The following is a 16,185-nucleotide window of genomic DNA, read 5'->3' as shown; positions in this document are numbered from 1 at the left end:
CCAGCATCTGCTGGCTTGGCTACGCCGCACGTGCGGCGCGGCGGCGGTCGCCGCCGTACCACCGGCCATATTATGGCCGGCGGCATCTGGGTTGATTCACGCCGCAACCATGGTGGGTGACGCGACCTCCACCCGGTCGCGCCCGGCCTTCTTGGCGATGTAGAGCGCCTGGTCGGCACGGTCCAGCGTCTCGTCCAGGTTCAGCACCTCGCTGTTTCCGGCCGATGCGGCCAGGCCGATGGAGACGGTGACATGGCCGTGCGGGCTGCCGGTATGGCGGATGCCCAGAGCGGCCACGCCGGCGCGGATGTGGTCGGCCACGGCGCGCGCGCCCGACAGGTCGGTTTCCGTCAGCAGTACGGCGAATTCCTCGCCCCCGATGCGGGCCACCAGATCACCGCCCCGCGTCACGGCCCGTCTGGCCGCATGGGCGACCGAACGCAGCGTGGCGTCGCCGGCACCATGGCCATAGGTGTCGTTGAACGATTTGAACAGGTCGATATCGATCATCAGAACGGCGGCCTCATGCGGGGTGCGCGCCGCCCTGTCCTCCTCCCGCCGCAGGGTCTCCTCGAACATGCGGCGGTTGGGGATGCCGGTCAGCGGGTCGGTGGTGGCCATGCGTTCCAGCGTGGTGTTGGCCTGGGCCAGCGCTGCCTGCGCCCGGGCGCGGCGCCCGGATTCGCGGTAGAACAGCACGATCAGGCTGATGATGCCGGCGATCAGCACGGCGGTGGTGATGCCGATGGTCCAGGCCTTGGCCCGCCAATGCGCAAGGATCGTGTCCAGCGACTGCGCCATCTGGACCCGCACGCTGGAGCCCTCCACGGCGGTGGAGACCACCAGTCGGTCACCAGACAGGGTATCCGGCGCCTCATAGATGGCGAGCGGCGATCCGGCGGTGGCGGCAACAAGCGGATCGCGCCGCAGGTCACGGCCCACTGCCTCGGGGTCCGTGGGCTTGCGGGAGACCACCACGCCCTGGTCCAGCAGCAGGGTCAGGCTCGCCCCTTCCTCCAGCGTCAGGTCGGCCATCAGCCCGTCGAAATAGGTGAGCAGCATGGAGGCCACGACCACGCCCTTGAACGACCCGTCGGGATTGTTCAGCCGCATGGACAGAACGATGATGGGGTCCCCCGACGTGGCCGATGCCACCGGCCCGCTGATCAGCAGGGCCGGGTCGTCGTTCTGGCGGTGGTAAGCGAAGTACGGACGCCAGGCCCGGCTTTTCCCCCTGATGCCATTCTGGCCGGATTCGGCGGTTATGATACCGTTCTCGTCCGTGACGAACAGCACCCCCAGCGCCTTGGGTGCCGCGGTGTGGGAGAACAGGACGGTGTCGCGCAGGTCGGCGGGGATACGGTCGAACGCATCGGATGTCACCGTATCGCGCAGCGACGACAGCACGAAGCGGAACAGGTCGACATGCCGGGAAATGTCGCGGGCGATGGCGCTGGACAGGTTGACGGCGGCTTCCTGCGCCTGCGCCCTGGTATTGTCCCGGTCATTGACCAATTGCAGGGCGATGATCAGCGCCAGGGCCAGCGCCATCACCACGCCCAGCGGCAATCCCAGCCATTCCACGGCATTCCGTCGAAGGCGTGAAACCGACAAGGCGTCCTGGGCCGGCAAGGTGGAGAACGGGTCACTCATGCTTGCAAGCATACAGTGCGATGCTTGCTGTCGCAGTGCGGCACACTAATCCCAGTGGATAGGGTGCCGGGGTATGTCGTTAGAACAGGCTACCTTGCGGGGGCTGGGTCGTCTTGCGGGCGGGGCGTGCCGGCCTGGCGGTGGGTGGTGCCGCCCCGGCGTCGCCGATCACGGCGGAACGGTGGCCATCCTGGAAGGCGATGGCCACCTGCTGTCCGTCCGTCAGATCGCCCGCACGCGTCACCGGGTGGCCCTGCGCATCGGTGACCAGGGCGAATCCGCGTGACAGCACGCCGCGATAGGACACGCTCTCCAGCAGCCGGCCCAGTTGCGCCAGCCGGTCGCCGTGGGCCGAAAGTGCGGCCAGATGGGCGCGTTCCAGGCGGGCAGGCAGATCGGACAGGCGGTTGCCACCCTCCGCCATGGCGCGCCGCAAGGCCCGGTCGGACAGCCGGTCGGCGATGCGGTGGTAACGGCCCTCCGACAGGCGGATGGAGCTTTCCAGGCCGGTGCGAAGGGCCCGCGACGCCCCGTCCAGCCGCGTGGCGGCCAGATGCAGCACCTCACGCGGGTGGCGCAGCTTCAGGCCCAGCTGGCGCACGGCAGTGCCCCGCCGCTCAATGCCTGTGCGCATGCACAGGACCAGCCGTTCGCCCCGGTCGTCCAGACGCTGTACCAAGCCATCCAGCAGGCTTCGCGGATCGCCCAGGCCGCGGGCCAGGCCCTGCACATAGGTGCGGCGCTGGTCCAGGGCGCGGGTCATGGCCCGGTGCAGCCGATGTTCGTCATCCAGCACCTGGCTCAGCAATTCCGCCCGCACGGGTACCGCCATCTCGGCCGCGGCCGTGGGGGTGGGGGCGCGCCGGTCCGACGCGAAGTCGATCAGGGTCGTGTCGGTCTCATGCCCCACGGCGGAGATCAGGGGGATGCGGCTGTCGGCCGCTGCCCGCACCACGATCTCCTCGTTGAAGGCCATCAGGTCCTCCAGGCTGCCGCCACCGCGTGCCACGATGATCAGATCGGGGCGCGGCACCCTGCCACCGGGTTCCAGGCTGTTGAATCCCTGGATGGCGCGGGCTACTTGGCTTGCCGCCCCTTCGCCCTGCACGGCCACGGGCCAGAGCAGGACATGGCGGGGAAACCGGTCGGCCAGCCGGTGCAGGATGTCACGGATGACCGCCCCCGTGGGGCTGGTGACGACGCCGATGGTGCGGGGCAGGAAGGGCAGGGGCTTCTTGCGCTCCGGATTGAACAGCCCTTCCGCCGCCAGCCGCCGCTTGCGCTCCTCCAGCATCTTCAGCAAGGCACCTTCGCCCGCCAGTTCCATGCTGTCGATGATAAGCTGGTACTGTGAACGGCCGGGATATGTCGTCAGCTTGCCGGTGCAGACCACCTCCATCCCTTCCTCCGGCCGGATGGACAGGCGGGCGGCGGTGCCCTTCCAGCACACGGCCTCGATCACCGCCGCATCATCCTTCAGCCGCAGATAGATATGGCCCGAGGTATGGCGCTTGGGCTGGCTGATCTCGCCGCGCACGCGGACATAGCCGAAGGCATCCTCCACCGTGCGCTTCACGGAGCGGGCCAGATCGCTGACCGTCTGTTCGGGCAGGTTGGTGCCGGGGCGGGCGGGGGCGGGATCGGAGAAGAAATCGCTCATGATGGGGGGATCATAGGTGTGGTGGCGAGTATCGGCAATGGCTCAGCCCTTGCCGATGGCGCCCCGCACCAGATCGTGGATGAAGCCCAGCTTGCGCTGTACCGGGTCGGTCAGGGCGAAGGGGTACAGGTCGGCCATGCCCATGGACCGGTTCAGCGTGTTCAGCGCCACGGTCAAGGGTACCCAGGCCGATAGCAGCCTTTCGGCCCGGCGCACACGATAGGGATCGAAATCGACGGCGGCGGAAAGTTCCCCTTCCTCATCCACCGCCGGCTCGACCCGCATGCCCAGAGCACCGGCACTTTCCAGCGTGTCGACCATGTGCAGGTAATGCGCCCAGGTTTCGGCCCAATCCTCCCATGGATGCATGGTGGCATAGGCGGAGACGTAGGAATCCTGCCAGCCCGGTGGTGGCCCTTCCCGGTAATGCCGGTCCAGGGCTTGGCCGTAATCCTGCCGCTCGTCGCCGAACAGGGTGCGGAAGGGCGCCAGGGCATCGGTGTCGCGGGCCAGCAGGTCCCAGTAATAATGCCCGACCTCATGGCGGAAATGCCCCAGCAGGGTGCGATAGGCCTCGCCCATTTCCAGGCGGGTCTTCTCGCGCGCCGCGTCGTCGGCTTCCTTCAGGGCGATGGTCACCACGCCGCTGTCATGGCCGGTGGTCACCCGTTCCCCGGCATCCGGGTCGTCGGCCAGGAAGTCGAAGACCAGCGGTTCGGGATGGCCGTCGCCGGGGGCCGGATGGGGCAGGCCCAGGCGGTGGATCGTGTAGACCAGCCGGCGCTTGGCGGCTTCGATCTTCTGCCATTGCGCATGGCGGACCGGATCCGTCAGGTCCGGGACCGTGCGGTTATGCCGGCAGGCGGGGCAGAAGGCGGCGGCGGCATCCGGATCATCCCCGTCGGCGACGGGCACCATCCAATTGCAGGCACTCAGCTCCCAGTTGCGGCAGAAGCGCCAGCGTGCGCCATCGGGTGCCGCCCCCTCCGGGCCCGGCACCAGCCAGCAGGCGCCGTCCGCCTCCACCGCCGCCATGCGGTCGGCTTGCGCCAGATAGCCGACGGAACGGCCGCAGCGCAGGCAACTGGTGTTTTCGAAATGCAGCGCCTGGGCGCAGCATTGGCACTGGAACAGCTTCATGGGGATGGGTCCTTGGCAAGGGCTGTACCGGCAACGCCACCGGCGCCGGACCGGTTCCGGCATATCCCACATTCCGGCCCGGCACTCTCCCGCCTTGCCCCCGGCCGCGCCAGCCCATAAAGTCGCGGCACAAATCGTCACCCCAGACCCTGTGAGTTCGCTCCCCATGCGTATGTCCAGCTACTTCCTGCCCACGCTGAAGGAAACGCCGTCGGAGGCGCAGATCGTCAGCCATCGCCTGATGTTGCGGGCCGGCATGATCCGCCAGACCTCGGCCGGCATCTATGCCTGGCTGCCGCTGGGCTGGAAGGTCCTGCAGAAGGTGTCGCAGATCGTGCGCGAGGAGCAGGACCGCGCCGGCGCGCAGGAACTGCTGATGCCGACCATCCAGTCGGCGGAGCTGTGGAAGCAGTCGGGCCGGTACGAGGCCTATGGCAAGGAGATGCTGCGCATCACCGACCGCCATGACCGCGAGATGCTGTTCGGCCCCACGAACGAGGAGATGATCACCGACATCTTCAAGACCTTCGTGAAGTCCTACAAAGACCTGCCGCGCAACCTGTACCATATCCAGTGGAAGTTCCGGGATGAGGTGCGCCCTCGTTTCGGCGTGATGCGCGGTCGCGAATTCCTGATGAAGGACAATTACTCCTTCGATCTGGATGCGGAGGGTGCCCGCCTGTCCTATCGCCGGATGTTCCTGGCGTACCTGCGCACCTTCGCCCGCATGGGCATCAAGGCCATCCCGATGCGCGCCGATACCGGCCCCATCGGCGGCGACCTGTCCCATGAATTCATCATCCTGGCGGAAACGGGCGAGAGCCAGGTGTTCTGCGACAAGGCCTGGCTGGACATGGACGTGCTGGCCGACAATCCCGACGCCAATAGCGACCTGAAGGATTTCTTCGCCAAGTACACCAGCATCTATGCCGCGACGGAGGAGATGCACGATCCGGCCAAGGCGCCGGCCGATCTGGAGACCGCGCGCGGGATCGAGGTCGGGCACATCTTCTATTTCGGCACCAAGTACTCCGCGCCCATGGGTGCGGTGGTGACGGGTCCCGACGGGCAGCCGGTGACGGTGGAGATGGGGTCCTACGGTATCGGCGTGTCCCGCGTCGTGGCAGCCTTGATCGAGGCCAGCCATGACGATGCCGGTATCATCTGGCCGGACCAGGTCGCACCCTTCAAGGTGGCCCTGATCAACCTGAAGGCCGACGACGAGGGCTGCCGCACCACCTGCGACGATCTCTATGCCCGCCTGAACGCGGCCGGCGTGGAGACGATCTATGACGACCGCAACGAGCGGCCGGGTGCCAAGTTCGCCGACATGGACCTGATCGGCATTCCCTGGCAGCTGACTATCGGCCCCCGCGGCCTGAAGGCCGGCACGGTGGAACTGAAGCGCCGCGCCACGGGCGAGAAGCTGGAACTGGGGCTGGAGGAAGCGCTGGCCAAGGTCATGGCCTGAGGCTTTCGGCGGCTTTGAGTGCAAAGGGGTGGCCATGGTGCCGCCCCTTTTTGTTTGTACCCTCGACAGGGTCCCATGCCGGTGCCAGGATCATCGGGTTTCAAAGGAGCGCGCGCCATGACGGCCATCGCCATCGACAAGCTGACAACGGAAGAGAAGATCGACCTGATCGAACGTCTGGTCGACAGCCTGGACCCCGCCGACCTGCCGCTGCCGGATGGGCATCGGGAGGAGTTGGAGCGGCGGTTGATAACCCTGGATGTTGATATCGCCAACAGCATCTCTTGGGAGGAATTCGACCGTACACTGCGGCAGCGCTTCGGATAATGTCGACGTTGATTGTCACACCTCTGGCGCAGGAAGATATCCTGGCCGCTGCCGATTGGTATCAAAGCCAAGCATCGGGGATGGTGCAGCCATTTCTGAGCCAGTTGCGGCAGCTTCAAGACCGAATTGTCAGCATGCCGCAGATATACCAGGAACGGATGGCATATATCCGGGTCGCACGGATGCAGCGATTTCCGTACTGTCTCTATTTTCGCGTTGATGCCGACCTGATTGTTGTTATCGCCTTGTTGCATGAACGACGTGACCCTGCGGTTTGGCAAGCCCGTCTGTGACGGATCAGCCATTGCCTGATCGTTCAAGCCGCTTCACAGGCTGGGCACCCTGAACGCTTCCCGCGCCTTCGCGGCCTCCTCCCGGATCACGCAGCCCTCGGCATGGTCGTTGACCAGCCCCATGGCCTGCATGAAGGCGAAGATCGTGGTCGGGCCGACGAATTTCCAACCGCGTTTCAGCAGGTCCTTGGACAGTTTCAGCGAAGTGGGGGAGGTGGAGGCCGTCTGCGGCGGGCCGGCCTCTCCCGCCGCCGGTTCATGGCCCCAGACATAGGCGGCCAAGGAACCTTCCGTGGCGATCAGTTCCCGGGCGCGTCTTGCATTGTTGATCGCGGCTTCGATCTTGCCGCGATGGCGGACGATGCCGGCATCTAGCAACAGCCGTTCGACGTCGCCTTCACCGAAGGCGGCGACGGCGTCGATATCGAACCCGTGGAAAGCCGCCCGGAAATTCTCGCGCTTGGCCAGGATGGTGCGCCAGGACAGGCCCGACTGGAACCCTTCCAGGCATAGTTTCTCGAACAGGCGGCGGTCGTCGGCGACGGGGAAACCCCATTCCGTGTCATGGTAATGCGGGAATTCCGGGGCCGAGGCGCACCAGCGGCAGCGGGGGCGACCATCGGGGCCGGGCAGGGTCTTGTCCATGCGGTGCTTCCTTCCACAGAATATGGGCATGGTGCCAGGATGATGTCGGGTGATGGAAGGGGAACAGGAGTGGCTTTGACTGGAATCCCCGCCGAGGGTGCCCTGCATGTTCCCCGATTGATTGATGTGCCCGCCCTGGATGCGCTGCGCACGGCGCTGGCTCCCGTGTCGCTGGACAGGCCCGGCCTGCGGTTGCGGGGTGTTGAGCCGTTGCACGACCTTCTCGGGCCGCAGGGTAGGGTCGGTCGGTTGGCAGCGGACCTGATCCGGCCGGGTGCCATGCCGGTGCGGGCATTGCTGTTCGACAAGTCGGCCGCACGCAACTGGACCGTGGGCTGGCATCAGGACCGGGTGATCGCCGTCAGGGAACGGCGCGACGTGCCGGGCTTTGGGCCCTGGTCGGTCAAGGATGGCATCCACCATGTCGCGCCGCCGGTGTCGGTGCTGGCAGGAATGGTGACCATCCGCCTGCATCTGGACCCGGTGGATGAGGGCAATGCCCCGCTGCTCTACGCGCCCGGCTCCCATCGCCTGGGTATGGTTCCGGAGAGGGAGGTAGCGCAGGCCGTGGCACGTTGCGGCACGGCCACATCGCTCGCGGCGGCGGGGGATGCCTGGGCCTACGCCACCTTGATCCTGCATGCGTCTGCACCTGCGGTGCAGACCGGTCGGCGGCGGGTACTGCATGTGGATTACGCGGCAGCGGCGCTACCGGGTGGGCTGGAATGGTTGGGAATTTGACGACATCACCCTACCGCCGCCGCCCCAATTCCGCCTATAAGCAAAGCTAGATCACAAGCCCTCCCGTCCTTCGCCCGAAAGCCCCGATGATCTTCACAGCCCTTGAACGCATGGTCGCCTTCCGTTACCTGCGGGCACGGCGGCAGGAGGGGACGGTGTCGGTGATCGCCGGCTTCTCCTTCATCGGGGTGGCGCTGGGCGTGGCGACCTTGATCATCGTCATGTCGGTGATGAACGGCTTCCGGGCTGAACTGGTATCCCGCATCCAGGGCGTTTCCGCCCATGCCAGCGTCACCGCCACGAACGGCCCCCTGGCCGATTATGCCCCGCTGCTGGAGCGGCTGCGCACCGCTCCCGGTGTGGTACAGGCCATGCCGGTGGTGGAGGGCCAGGCGCTGGCCACGGTCAATGGCAGGGCGGTCGGCGTGAAGGTGCGGGGGCTGACGGTTGCCGATTTCCAGGCACGTCCCATCGTGGGGCGCAGCGTCATCCGCGGCCTGTCCGACCTGGGCGAGGATGGCGTGGCGCTGGGCTTCAACCTGTCCCGCTCGCTGGGCATCTCCGCCGGCGGCAATGTCACGCTGATCAGCCCCAAGGGCACCGTCACCGCCTTCGGCACCATGCTCCGGCGCAAGGAATTCCCGGTCTATGCCGTGGTCGATCTGCGCATGCCCGAACAGGATGCCAGCCTGCTCTATATGCCGCTGCCGGCCGCCCAGGCCTTCTTCCGCTTGGGGGCGGGCGTCAGTGGCATCGACGTGTTCGTGAAGAACCCGCATGACCTGCCGGCGCTGCACGCCTCCTTGGCCGCTGCCGCCGGCCCCGGTTTCAAGGTCACCGACTGGCGCCAGTCCAACCAGGGGCTGGTGACGGCGCTGGGGGTGGAGCGGGTGGCGATGTTCATCGTGCTGACCCTGATCATCCTGGTGGCCAGCTTCAACATCGTCTCCTCCATGGTCATGCTGGTGCGCGGCAAGGCGGCCAGCATCGCCATATTGCGCACCATGGGGGCGGAGCGGGGGTCTGTGTCGCGCATCTTCCTGCTGGCCGGCGCCTCCATCGGGGCCATGGGCACGCTGATCGGGTTCCTGCTGGGCTGGGTGCTGACGGAGAATGTGCAGGCCATCGGCTATGCGCTGGGCCGGATACCCGGCGTGGGCGGGTCGCAGATGCTGCTGTTCCTGACCACATTGCCCGCCATCATTGATTGGGCGGAGGTGGCTTTGGTGGTGGCGCTGGGCCTGTTCCTGTCGGTAGGGGTCACGATTTACCCCGCACGCCGGGCGGCGGCGATGGACCCGGTGGAGGCGCTGCGCCATGGCTGATGCCAAATCCCGCATGTTCGGCGTGCTGGAACGCTGGATCGCCTTCCGCTACCTGGGCGCACGCCGGCAGGAGGGGTTCATCTCCGTCATTGCCGGTTTCTCCTTCCTGGGCATCGCGCTGGGCGTGGCGACGCTGATCATCTCGCTCTCCGTCTTCAACGGATTCCAGCGCGACCTGTTGGCCCGTGTGCTGGGCTTCCAGGGGCATGTCGTGGCCATCGGCGGGTCGGGGCCGTTCCCGGCGTCCAATACGCTGATGGATGGGGTGCGCACCGTGCCCGGTGTGGTCAGCGTAATGCCCAGCCTGGATGCGCAGGGGCTGCTCTCCCATCGCGAGTTCGCGGGCGGCGTGCTGGTCAAGGCGCTGCGCCCCGCCGACATGGCGTCCCGCCCGGCCTTCGCCGGGTCGCTGGTGGACGGTACGCTGGCTGAGGGCGACGGCATTGCCATCGGCAAGCGCATGGCGGAACAGGGCCATATCAAGGTCGGCGACCGCGTGACCATCCTGTCGCCCAAGGTGGACGGCCAGGGCGGATCGCCTCGGTCGCGCGCCTTCACCGTGTCCGGCATCGTGGCGCTGGGCGTGTCGGAATTCGACAATACCCTGGTGCTGATGGACCTGGCTACCGCGCAGGAATTCTTCGAGGTGGAGGATAATGTCACCGCCATCGAGGTGAATTTCGCTGATCCGGCCCTGGCGCCGCTGCACGTGTCCGACGTGGCCCAGCGCCTGCCGGGCAGCCTGTTCGTGCGCGACTGGCAGCAGGTGAATGGCGCCTTCTTCGGCTTCATCGAAACCCAGCGCAATGTCGTGTCGCTGATCCTGGGCATGATCGTCGTGGTCGCCGCCTTCAACATCATTTCCGGCATGATCATGATGGTGCAGGACAAGGGGCGGGAGATCGCCATCCTGCGCACCATGGGGGCCGGGCGGGGTACCATCCTGCGCATCTTCCTGATGTCGGGTGCCTCCATCGGTATGGCGGGCACGGCGGCCGGGCTGATCCTGGGTGTCGTTCTGTCGGGCCATATGGAACAGCTGCGCCAGCTGGTGAAGGCGGCGACGGGTGTCGATCCGTTCAATTCGGACATCTATTTCCTGTCCTCCTTGCCCTCCTTCACCGATCCGTGGCAGGTGGCACAGGTGGGTCTGGCCTCGGTGGCTTTGTCGCTGCTGGCCACGCTCTATCCCTCCTGGCGGGCGGCGAAGCTGGACCCCGTCGAAGCCCTTCGATACGAGTGATCCCATGGCCGATACCGTCCTGCGCCTGACCGGCATCCACCGGTCCTTCACCCAGGTGGAAAGCCCCCTGCATGTGCTGCGCGGCGTCGATGCTGCCATCCGCGCAGGCGAGATGGTGGCCCTGGTGGGGCCCAGCGGCGCCGGCAAATCCACCCTGCTGCATATCGCCGGATTGCTGGAGCCGGCCGACAAGGGCGGGATAGAGATCGCGGGTGTGAAGGCTGACGGCCTGTCCGACAAGGAACGCACCGCCATCCGGCGCGACAAGATCGGCTTCGTCTATCAGTTCCATCACCTGCTGCCGGAATTCACGGCGGAGGAGAATATCACCATCCCGCAGATGCTGGCCGGCGTGCCGCGGGCCAAGGCGCGCGACCGGGCGCGGGAACTGCTGGGTCTGGTCGGCCTGTCGGCCCGCGCCGGCCACCGCCCGGCCAAGCTGTCGGGGGGGGAGCAGCAGCGCGTGGCCATTGCCCGCGCGCTGGCCAACCGCCCGCGCCTGCTGATCGCGGACGAGCCGACGGGCAACCTGGACATGCACACGGCGGAGAATGTGTTCGCCCTGTTCGCCGATCTGGTGCGGGGGCAGGGGCCAGGGGGCGCAAAGCTTGGTGCCCTGGTCGCCACCCACAATCTGGATCTGGCGCGGCGCATGGACCGGATCGTGGAGATGCGCGACGGCGTGCTGGTGGGGGGCTGATCCCATGGCCAGCCTGCCCGACATCAAGCTGCCCGCCGGATACCGCGCGGACTGGGTGCTCTCCTATCATGGCCGCGACCCGGACGGGCTGTCGGAACGGGTTGTGGACCGCACCATCACCAAGCTGCTGGCACCCGCCGGCCGGGCCATCCGTCTGGACATCACCCTGCACGACACCCACGCCGCCCTGACCGCTGATCCGGGTGATGTCACGGATTTCGAGGCGGCGCGGCTGCAGGCGGCGGCTTCCCGCATGCTGGGCGTGTCGGGCGACGTGTCGGGGTTGGAGGCATTGGCGGAGGATGATCCTGGGGTGGCGCGGCTGCTGTCGCGCTGTGGCCCCGGCCTGCGTCTGGCCCAGACGGCCAGCGTGTTCGAGGCCATGTGCTGGGCCATTGTCGGGCAGCAGGTGAACCTGCGCTTCGCGGGCCAGTTGCGTCGGACATTGATCGAGCTGGCGGGCATCGACCATCCGTCGGGCATGAAGGCGCACCCCACGCCGGCCGGCATCGCCGCCCTGGATCCGGGTCTGCTGGGCACACTGAAATTCTCCTGTTCCAAGGCCGCCTACCTGATCAACGCCGCATCGGCCGGCGTGGATTTCGAGGCGCTGCCGGAGGGTGATGCGGCGACTGCCGAGGCGGCGATGACCGGGATCAAGGGTATCGGGCCCTGGACGCGGGCCTATGTGCTGCTGCGCGCCTGCGCCTTTCCCGATGTGGCGCCCATCGGCGATGCCGGGCTGGCGGCGGCGTTGCAGCATTTCCACGGGCTGGACCGCCGGCCGACCATTGCAGAGCAGGAGGCGCTGATGCGTCCCTTCGCCCCCTGGCGCAGCCTGGCGACGGCGCATCTCTGGGCGGGCTGGACCTAACCCGCCTCCGTCCAGGTCAGCACCCTTTCTTCGTGATAGCCATAGCCCAGATAATGCAGCAGCGGGTTCATGCCAGCATCCGCCACGTCCGGATATGCGGCCAGATAGGCGTCCCCGTCGAACCAGCGTGACGGGTTGCGCCCTTCCTTCCAGCCGAATTGCGCGTAATGGGCCAGGGCGTCGATGCGGGCGGCAGCAACATCCGGGTTCTGTGCCAGATACCAGTCGGTATCGAACAGCACATTCGGGTCGCGCCCTTCGCCGGCACCGAAGCGGACATAATGGCTCCAGGCATCGGCGATGATGCCCTGGTCGATGGCGGTGGCGACGTCGGGATTCTGGGACAGATAGAAGCTGGCATCGAACAGGATGAAGGCGCCATCATGGGGGTGGTTCCAGGAGAGAGATGAGGGAGCCAGCAGCGGCACGACCCGGCCATCGAAGATGCCGATCTCCACCCCATGCAGTTGATCCCTTCCATCACCTGTGGCGTAAGTGTCGGTGATGCTGACCTGTGACCCGGATGAGTGGGCGAACACCCAGACATCCAGCGCGAAACGGTACAGGGCGGCATCGATGCCAGTGCCGCCATACAGCACATCATCGCCATCCCCACCGATCAGCAGGTCCGACCCGTCACCCCCGGTCAGCAGATCGTTGCCCCGTCCGCCGACCAGCCGGTCATTGCCGCTGCCGCCGGTGATGGTTTGTGGCCGGTACTGCGACAGCACCGACGGGTCGTAACCCTGTTCGAAATCATCGACGGTCAGGCTGTCTGCCCGGACATTGCTCAGCCGTGCCAGGACGGAGAAGGGGACGTCGCCGGACAGCATCGTACCATCCGGGTCGACGAGCAGCAGGGTATCGGCCCCGTCTTGAACCAGCCGGAACCAGCGACCGAAGGGGTTTCCCCCCTCGAACCCCCGCAATTGCCGCAGCGCCGGCATCAGGCCGATGACATCCCCACCGGCGATATCGAAATCGGCGATGGTGACGGCGTTGACCTGCAGGCCGCCACTGCCCGGCACCACCCCGCGCAGGGTGAAATCGTCCCGGCCGGCCCCGCCGATCATCAGGCCGGCCCCGGCCTGCAACCAGTCATCACCGACCCCGCCTTCCAGCGTGGCGGGGGCCATGGCGACCAGCGTGTCGTTGCCATCCTCCCCCAGCAGCAGGGAGCCGGCACCGTCGGAGCCAAGCGTGTCGTTGCCAGGCCCACCAGACAGGCGGTCGACACCAGCCCGGCCGGCGATCGTGTCATCGCCGGCGGTGCCCGTCAGACTGTCGTTACCGTCAGTGCCAGTGATCACCAGTCCCGCGGCCATGGTGGCTCATCCCATCTCCGTCCAGGTCAGGGGAAGATTTAACGGATAACCATCGTTCAGATAATGCAGCAGCGGGTTCATGCCCTGGGGGATCGTGGCCCCATGGTTCTGCTGATAGGCGCTGATATCGAACCAGCGTGACGGGTCGCGCCCTTCCTTCCAGCCATATTGCGCGAAATGGGTCAGGGCGTCCGTATGGCCCGCGGCCACGGCCGCGGCCACGTCGGGATTGCTGGCCAGATACCAGTCGGTGTCGAACAGGATGTTCGGGTCGCGCCCTTCCCGGGCGCCCCATTGCTTGTAATGGGTCCAGGCATCGGTGATCACCCCGTCGCGAACGGCGCGGGCCACATCCGGATTGGCCAGCAGATAATATTTGCTGTCAAACAGCACCAGCGTACCATTGGCCAGGGCGGGGGAGGCGCGCTGTTCCCTTTGCCCGAAGGCCAGGAAATGCGCCTCCCCATTCTTGAAGATGCCATTGGCGACGGCGTTGGCCACATCGGGATTCATCGCCAGATAGGCGGCATCATCGAACTGCGCGTGATCATAGGGACGGACGGCCGACCGGCCCGTCGGCGCGATCAGGGGCAGGATGATATCGTCGAAGATGCCGATCTCCACCCCGTGGAGCATATCGATACCTTCGCCCGCAATCCGATGATCCCAGACCCGGAAAGTGACATTGCCGCTGGCATCCGTCCCCTGGCTGTAGCTGATGACGAAGGCATTGCCCGGCGGTGCGGTGAAATAGGCGGCATCGATACCATCCCCGCCCTGCAAGATGTCGTTGCCATCCCCGCCGATCAGCAGGTCGGCACCCTTTCCGCCGATCAGGCTGTCCTCACCCAACCCGCCGCGCACGATGTCGTTGCCATCGCCGCCGTTCACGGTCTGGGGCTGGTACTGCGCCAGGATCGACAGGTCGTAGCCCTGCACGAAATCATTGCTGGTCAGGCTGCTGGCCTGGACATTCTTCAGCCGGGCCAGCAGGCCCCGGTCCGCATTGTTCCAGGACAGGCCACCCGCATCGGGGTCGAGCGTGATCAGCGTATCCGCCCCGTCCTGTTCCAGCCGGAGGTAACGGCCGAACGGATTGCCGCCTTCAAATCCGTAAATCGTGTGGATGATGCGGTCCAGGTCGATCTTGTCGCCCTGCGCGGCGCTGAAATCCGTGATGGTGGTGGTGGCGACGCCGTAATATTGCAAGGAGCCGGAATAGGGCCGGGTCACGCCGTCCAGCACGAAACGGTCGGCACCGCCGCCGCCGGTCATCTGGCCCGAACTGACCTGCAGGACGTCATTGCCGTCGCCGCCATCCACACTGGCGCCACCTGCGGTGATGATGTCGTCCCCGGCCTCGCCGAAGAACTGGCCACCGCCGCCACCCGTTATCGTGTCGTTGCCGGCCCCGCCGCGCACCGTGCTCTGGCCGACACTGTTCAGCGTGTCATTGCCATTGCCCCCCAGCAGCAGGCCGCCACCATTCAGCGTATCGTCCCCCTCACCACCATCCAGGGTGCCGTTGCCTTCCAACCGATCATTGCCATCGCCGCCGGACAACTGGTCCAGGCCGTTATTGATGCTGCTGCCACCAAAAAGCCAATCGTCCCCGGCCCCGCCCAGCAGCGTATCGCTGCCGGTGCCCGCACTGATGGTGTCATTGCCGTCGCCACCCGACAGGGAGTTATTGCCGACCCCGTCGGTGATGTAGTCGTTGCCACCGGCCCCGTTGATCGTGTCATTGCCCCAGCCGCCGGCCAGCGTTTCCGATGCCGCCGTGCCTGTCTGGGTGCCGTCGGCGCGGTTCACCTCGCGTGTCGGCACCATGCCGCCGGCGAAGTTCGCGGCCACGAGATCATTGGCGAAGACGCCATTGAGAACGACCAGCGTCTCCCTGCCATAAAATTCATCATAAAAATCACGATATTGAAGCCCGGCTGCATCGCGGTCCATGGTGATCAGGGTGCCGCCGCCCGGGACCGGCTCGACCCAGAGATGGGTCCCGAACGGATCACTGCCGCGCAGCCCGATCAGGGTTGGCAAAATGGCGGTGAGGTCCATGATGTCGCCATTGGCACCGGCGGTGAAGTCCGAGATGGTCACCTGCCAGGGGCTGGAACCGGAACCGGTGGCGTTCGGGATGATCACGAACCGATCCTGGCCGCTACCGCCGCTGACGGGGTTGCTGCCAGTGCCGCCGGCGACGGTCAGAACGTCGTTGCCATCCTCACCATAGATCCAATTCGTACCAGTGGCACTATTGACGGTGTCGTTGCCGGCTCCACCGCGGACCGTGTTGTTGCCACCCGCCAGGGTGATCAGGTCGTCGCCCGTCCCTGCCGTGATCAGGGTGAAGTTGTTGGCGGATATCTGGTCGTTGCCATCACCGCCATCGACCGTGTCGAAGCCGAGCCCTAACGTCTGTGAAGAACCGATGCCTGCCGACAGAATATCGTTGCCGGCACCGCCGACCAGACTGTCACTCCCGGCCCCACCGGACAGGACGTCATTGCCGTCCAGTCCGGTGATCGTGTCATCATCAGCGCCGCCCGTCAGCGTATCATCGCCATTGGTACCCGTCAGGACCTGTCCCGTCGCCATCTCTCCACCCTTGCATTCCAATCCGGCGCCCCCATGGAAACCATAAGGGCGATAATAAGAATTGGCGAATACAATTCGGGAGTGTGGGGGTGGTCGGAAGGGGTAGGGAGTGACTCAGTAACCTTGTGCCAAGTCCCGGTCGCACTGGACCATCCGGCTGTTGTTGGGGCTTGCGGGAAAGGAC

Annotated in this window: 14 protein-coding genes; 8 read left to right on the top strand and 6 right to left on the bottom strand. The window is 66.2% G+C overall.

Annotation, left to right across the window (positions count from 1 at the left end; genetic code table 11):
- Positions 1–96: 96 nt before the first annotated feature.
- The 3 genes from ACM9HJ_RS09570 to ACM9HJ_RS09560 all read right to left on the bottom strand — a co-directional run bounded on the left by ACM9HJ_RS09570 (position 97) and on the right by ACM9HJ_RS09560 (position 4,453).
- On the bottom strand, positions 97–1,653 hold the full coding sequence (locus tag ACM9HJ_RS09570) for a diguanylate cyclase (protein WP_416571492.1): 1,557 nt from the start codon (positions 1,651–1,653) through the stop codon (positions 97–99).
- Between the two features lie 79 nt (positions 1,654–1,732).
- Positions 1,733–3,313: an exodeoxyribonuclease VII large subunit gene (xseA, locus tag ACM9HJ_RS09565; protein WP_416571491.1), complete on the bottom strand. Its 1,581-nt coding sequence runs from the start codon at positions 3,311–3,313 to the stop codon at positions 1,733–1,735.
- A gap of 42 nt (positions 3,314–3,355) precedes the next feature.
- Entirely contained in the window at positions 3,356–4,453 is a 1,098-nt protein-coding gene (locus tag ACM9HJ_RS09560) for a zinc-binding metallopeptidase family protein (RefSeq protein WP_416571490.1), read from the bottom strand.
- Positions 4,454–4,619: 166 nt separating this feature from the next.
- Here ACM9HJ_RS09560 and proS point away from each other — a divergent pair, with 166 nt between their 5' ends.
- From proS to ACM9HJ_RS09545, 3 genes are all read left to right on the top strand, one after another.
- Positions 4,620–5,924, top strand: a complete 1,305-nt coding sequence (gene proS, locus ACM9HJ_RS09555; protein ID WP_416571489.1) for a proline--tRNA ligase — start codon at positions 4,620–4,622, stop codon at positions 5,922–5,924.
- 117 nt (positions 5,925–6,041) lie between these two features.
- The gene (locus ACM9HJ_RS09550; protein ID WP_416571488.1) at positions 6,042–6,251 is read left to right on the top strand and encodes an addiction module protein; all 210 of its coding nucleotides are present in this window, start codon (positions 6,042–6,044) and stop codon (positions 6,249–6,251) included.
- Positions 6,251–6,544 (top strand): type II toxin-antitoxin system RelE/ParE family toxin, encoded by a 294-nt coding sequence (locus ACM9HJ_RS09545; protein ID WP_416571487.1) that lies wholly within the window; start codon positions 6,251–6,253, stop codon positions 6,542–6,544. Before ACM9HJ_RS09550 ends, ACM9HJ_RS09545 begins: the two co-directional genes overlap by 1 nt.
- Before the next feature lie 33 nt (positions 6,545–6,577).
- Here the strand turns inward: ACM9HJ_RS09545 and ACM9HJ_RS09540 are convergent, their stop codons facing one another.
- Complete coding sequence (locus ACM9HJ_RS09540; protein WP_416571486.1) at positions 6,578–7,189, bottom strand: DNA-3-methyladenine glycosylase I; 612 nt, start codon at positions 7,187–7,189, stop codon at positions 6,578–6,580.
- Between the two features lie 69 nt (positions 7,190–7,258).
- Between ACM9HJ_RS09540 and ACM9HJ_RS09535 the strand changes: the two genes are divergently transcribed.
- The 5 genes from ACM9HJ_RS09535 (at position 7,259) to ACM9HJ_RS09515 (ending at position 12,072) form a co-directional block, all read left to right on the top strand.
- On the top strand, positions 7,259–7,930 hold the full coding sequence (locus ACM9HJ_RS09535; protein WP_416571485.1) for a phytanoyl-CoA dioxygenase family protein: 672 nt from the start codon (positions 7,259–7,261) through the stop codon (positions 7,928–7,930).
- Between the two features lie 86 nt (positions 7,931–8,016).
- Positions 8,017–9,255 (top strand): lipoprotein-releasing ABC transporter permease subunit, encoded by a 1,239-nt coding sequence (locus tag ACM9HJ_RS09530; protein WP_416571484.1) that lies wholly within the window; start codon positions 8,017–8,019, stop codon positions 9,253–9,255.
- Positions 9,248–10,498 carry a lipoprotein-releasing ABC transporter permease subunit gene (locus ACM9HJ_RS09525; protein WP_416571483.1) on the top strand — a complete coding sequence of 417 codons (1,251 nt, stop codon included), beginning with the start codon at positions 9,248–9,250 and terminating at the stop codon, positions 10,496–10,498. Before ACM9HJ_RS09530 ends, ACM9HJ_RS09525 begins: the two co-directional genes overlap by 8 nt.
- 4 nt (positions 10,499–10,502) lie before the next feature.
- Entirely contained in the window at positions 10,503–11,198 is a 696-nt protein-coding gene (locus tag ACM9HJ_RS09520; RefSeq protein ID WP_416571482.1) for an ABC transporter ATP-binding protein, read from the top strand.
- Positions 11,199–11,202: 4 nt separating this feature from the next.
- Positions 11,203–12,072 (top strand): DNA-3-methyladenine glycosylase family protein, encoded by an 870-nt coding sequence (locus ACM9HJ_RS09515; protein WP_416571481.1) that lies wholly within the window; start codon positions 11,203–11,205, stop codon positions 12,070–12,072.
- On the opposite strand, the gene ACM9HJ_RS09510 is transcribed toward ACM9HJ_RS09515, so the two are convergent.
- Entirely contained in the window at positions 12,069–13,397 is a 1,329-nt protein-coding gene (locus tag ACM9HJ_RS09510) for a calcium-binding protein (protein ID WP_416571480.1), read from the bottom strand. The two genes, ACM9HJ_RS09515 and ACM9HJ_RS09510, sit on opposite strands and share 4 nt — an antisense overlap.
- Before the next feature lie 6 nt (positions 13,398–13,403).
- Positions 13,404–16,001 carry a type I secretion C-terminal target domain-containing protein gene (locus tag ACM9HJ_RS09505; RefSeq protein WP_416571479.1) on the bottom strand — a complete coding sequence of 866 codons (2,598 nt, stop codon included), beginning with the start codon at positions 15,999–16,001 and terminating at the stop codon, positions 13,404–13,406.
- Positions 16,002–16,185 lie beyond the last annotated feature (184 nt).

It is taken from the genome of Niveispirillum sp. KHB5.9 (assembly GCF_048066115.1).
Lineage (GTDB): Bacteria > Pseudomonadota > Alphaproteobacteria > Azospirillales > Azospirillaceae > Niveispirillum.
Note: the sequence above shows the minus strand (reverse complement) of the source record. Positions and strands in the feature narration are given on the sequence as shown.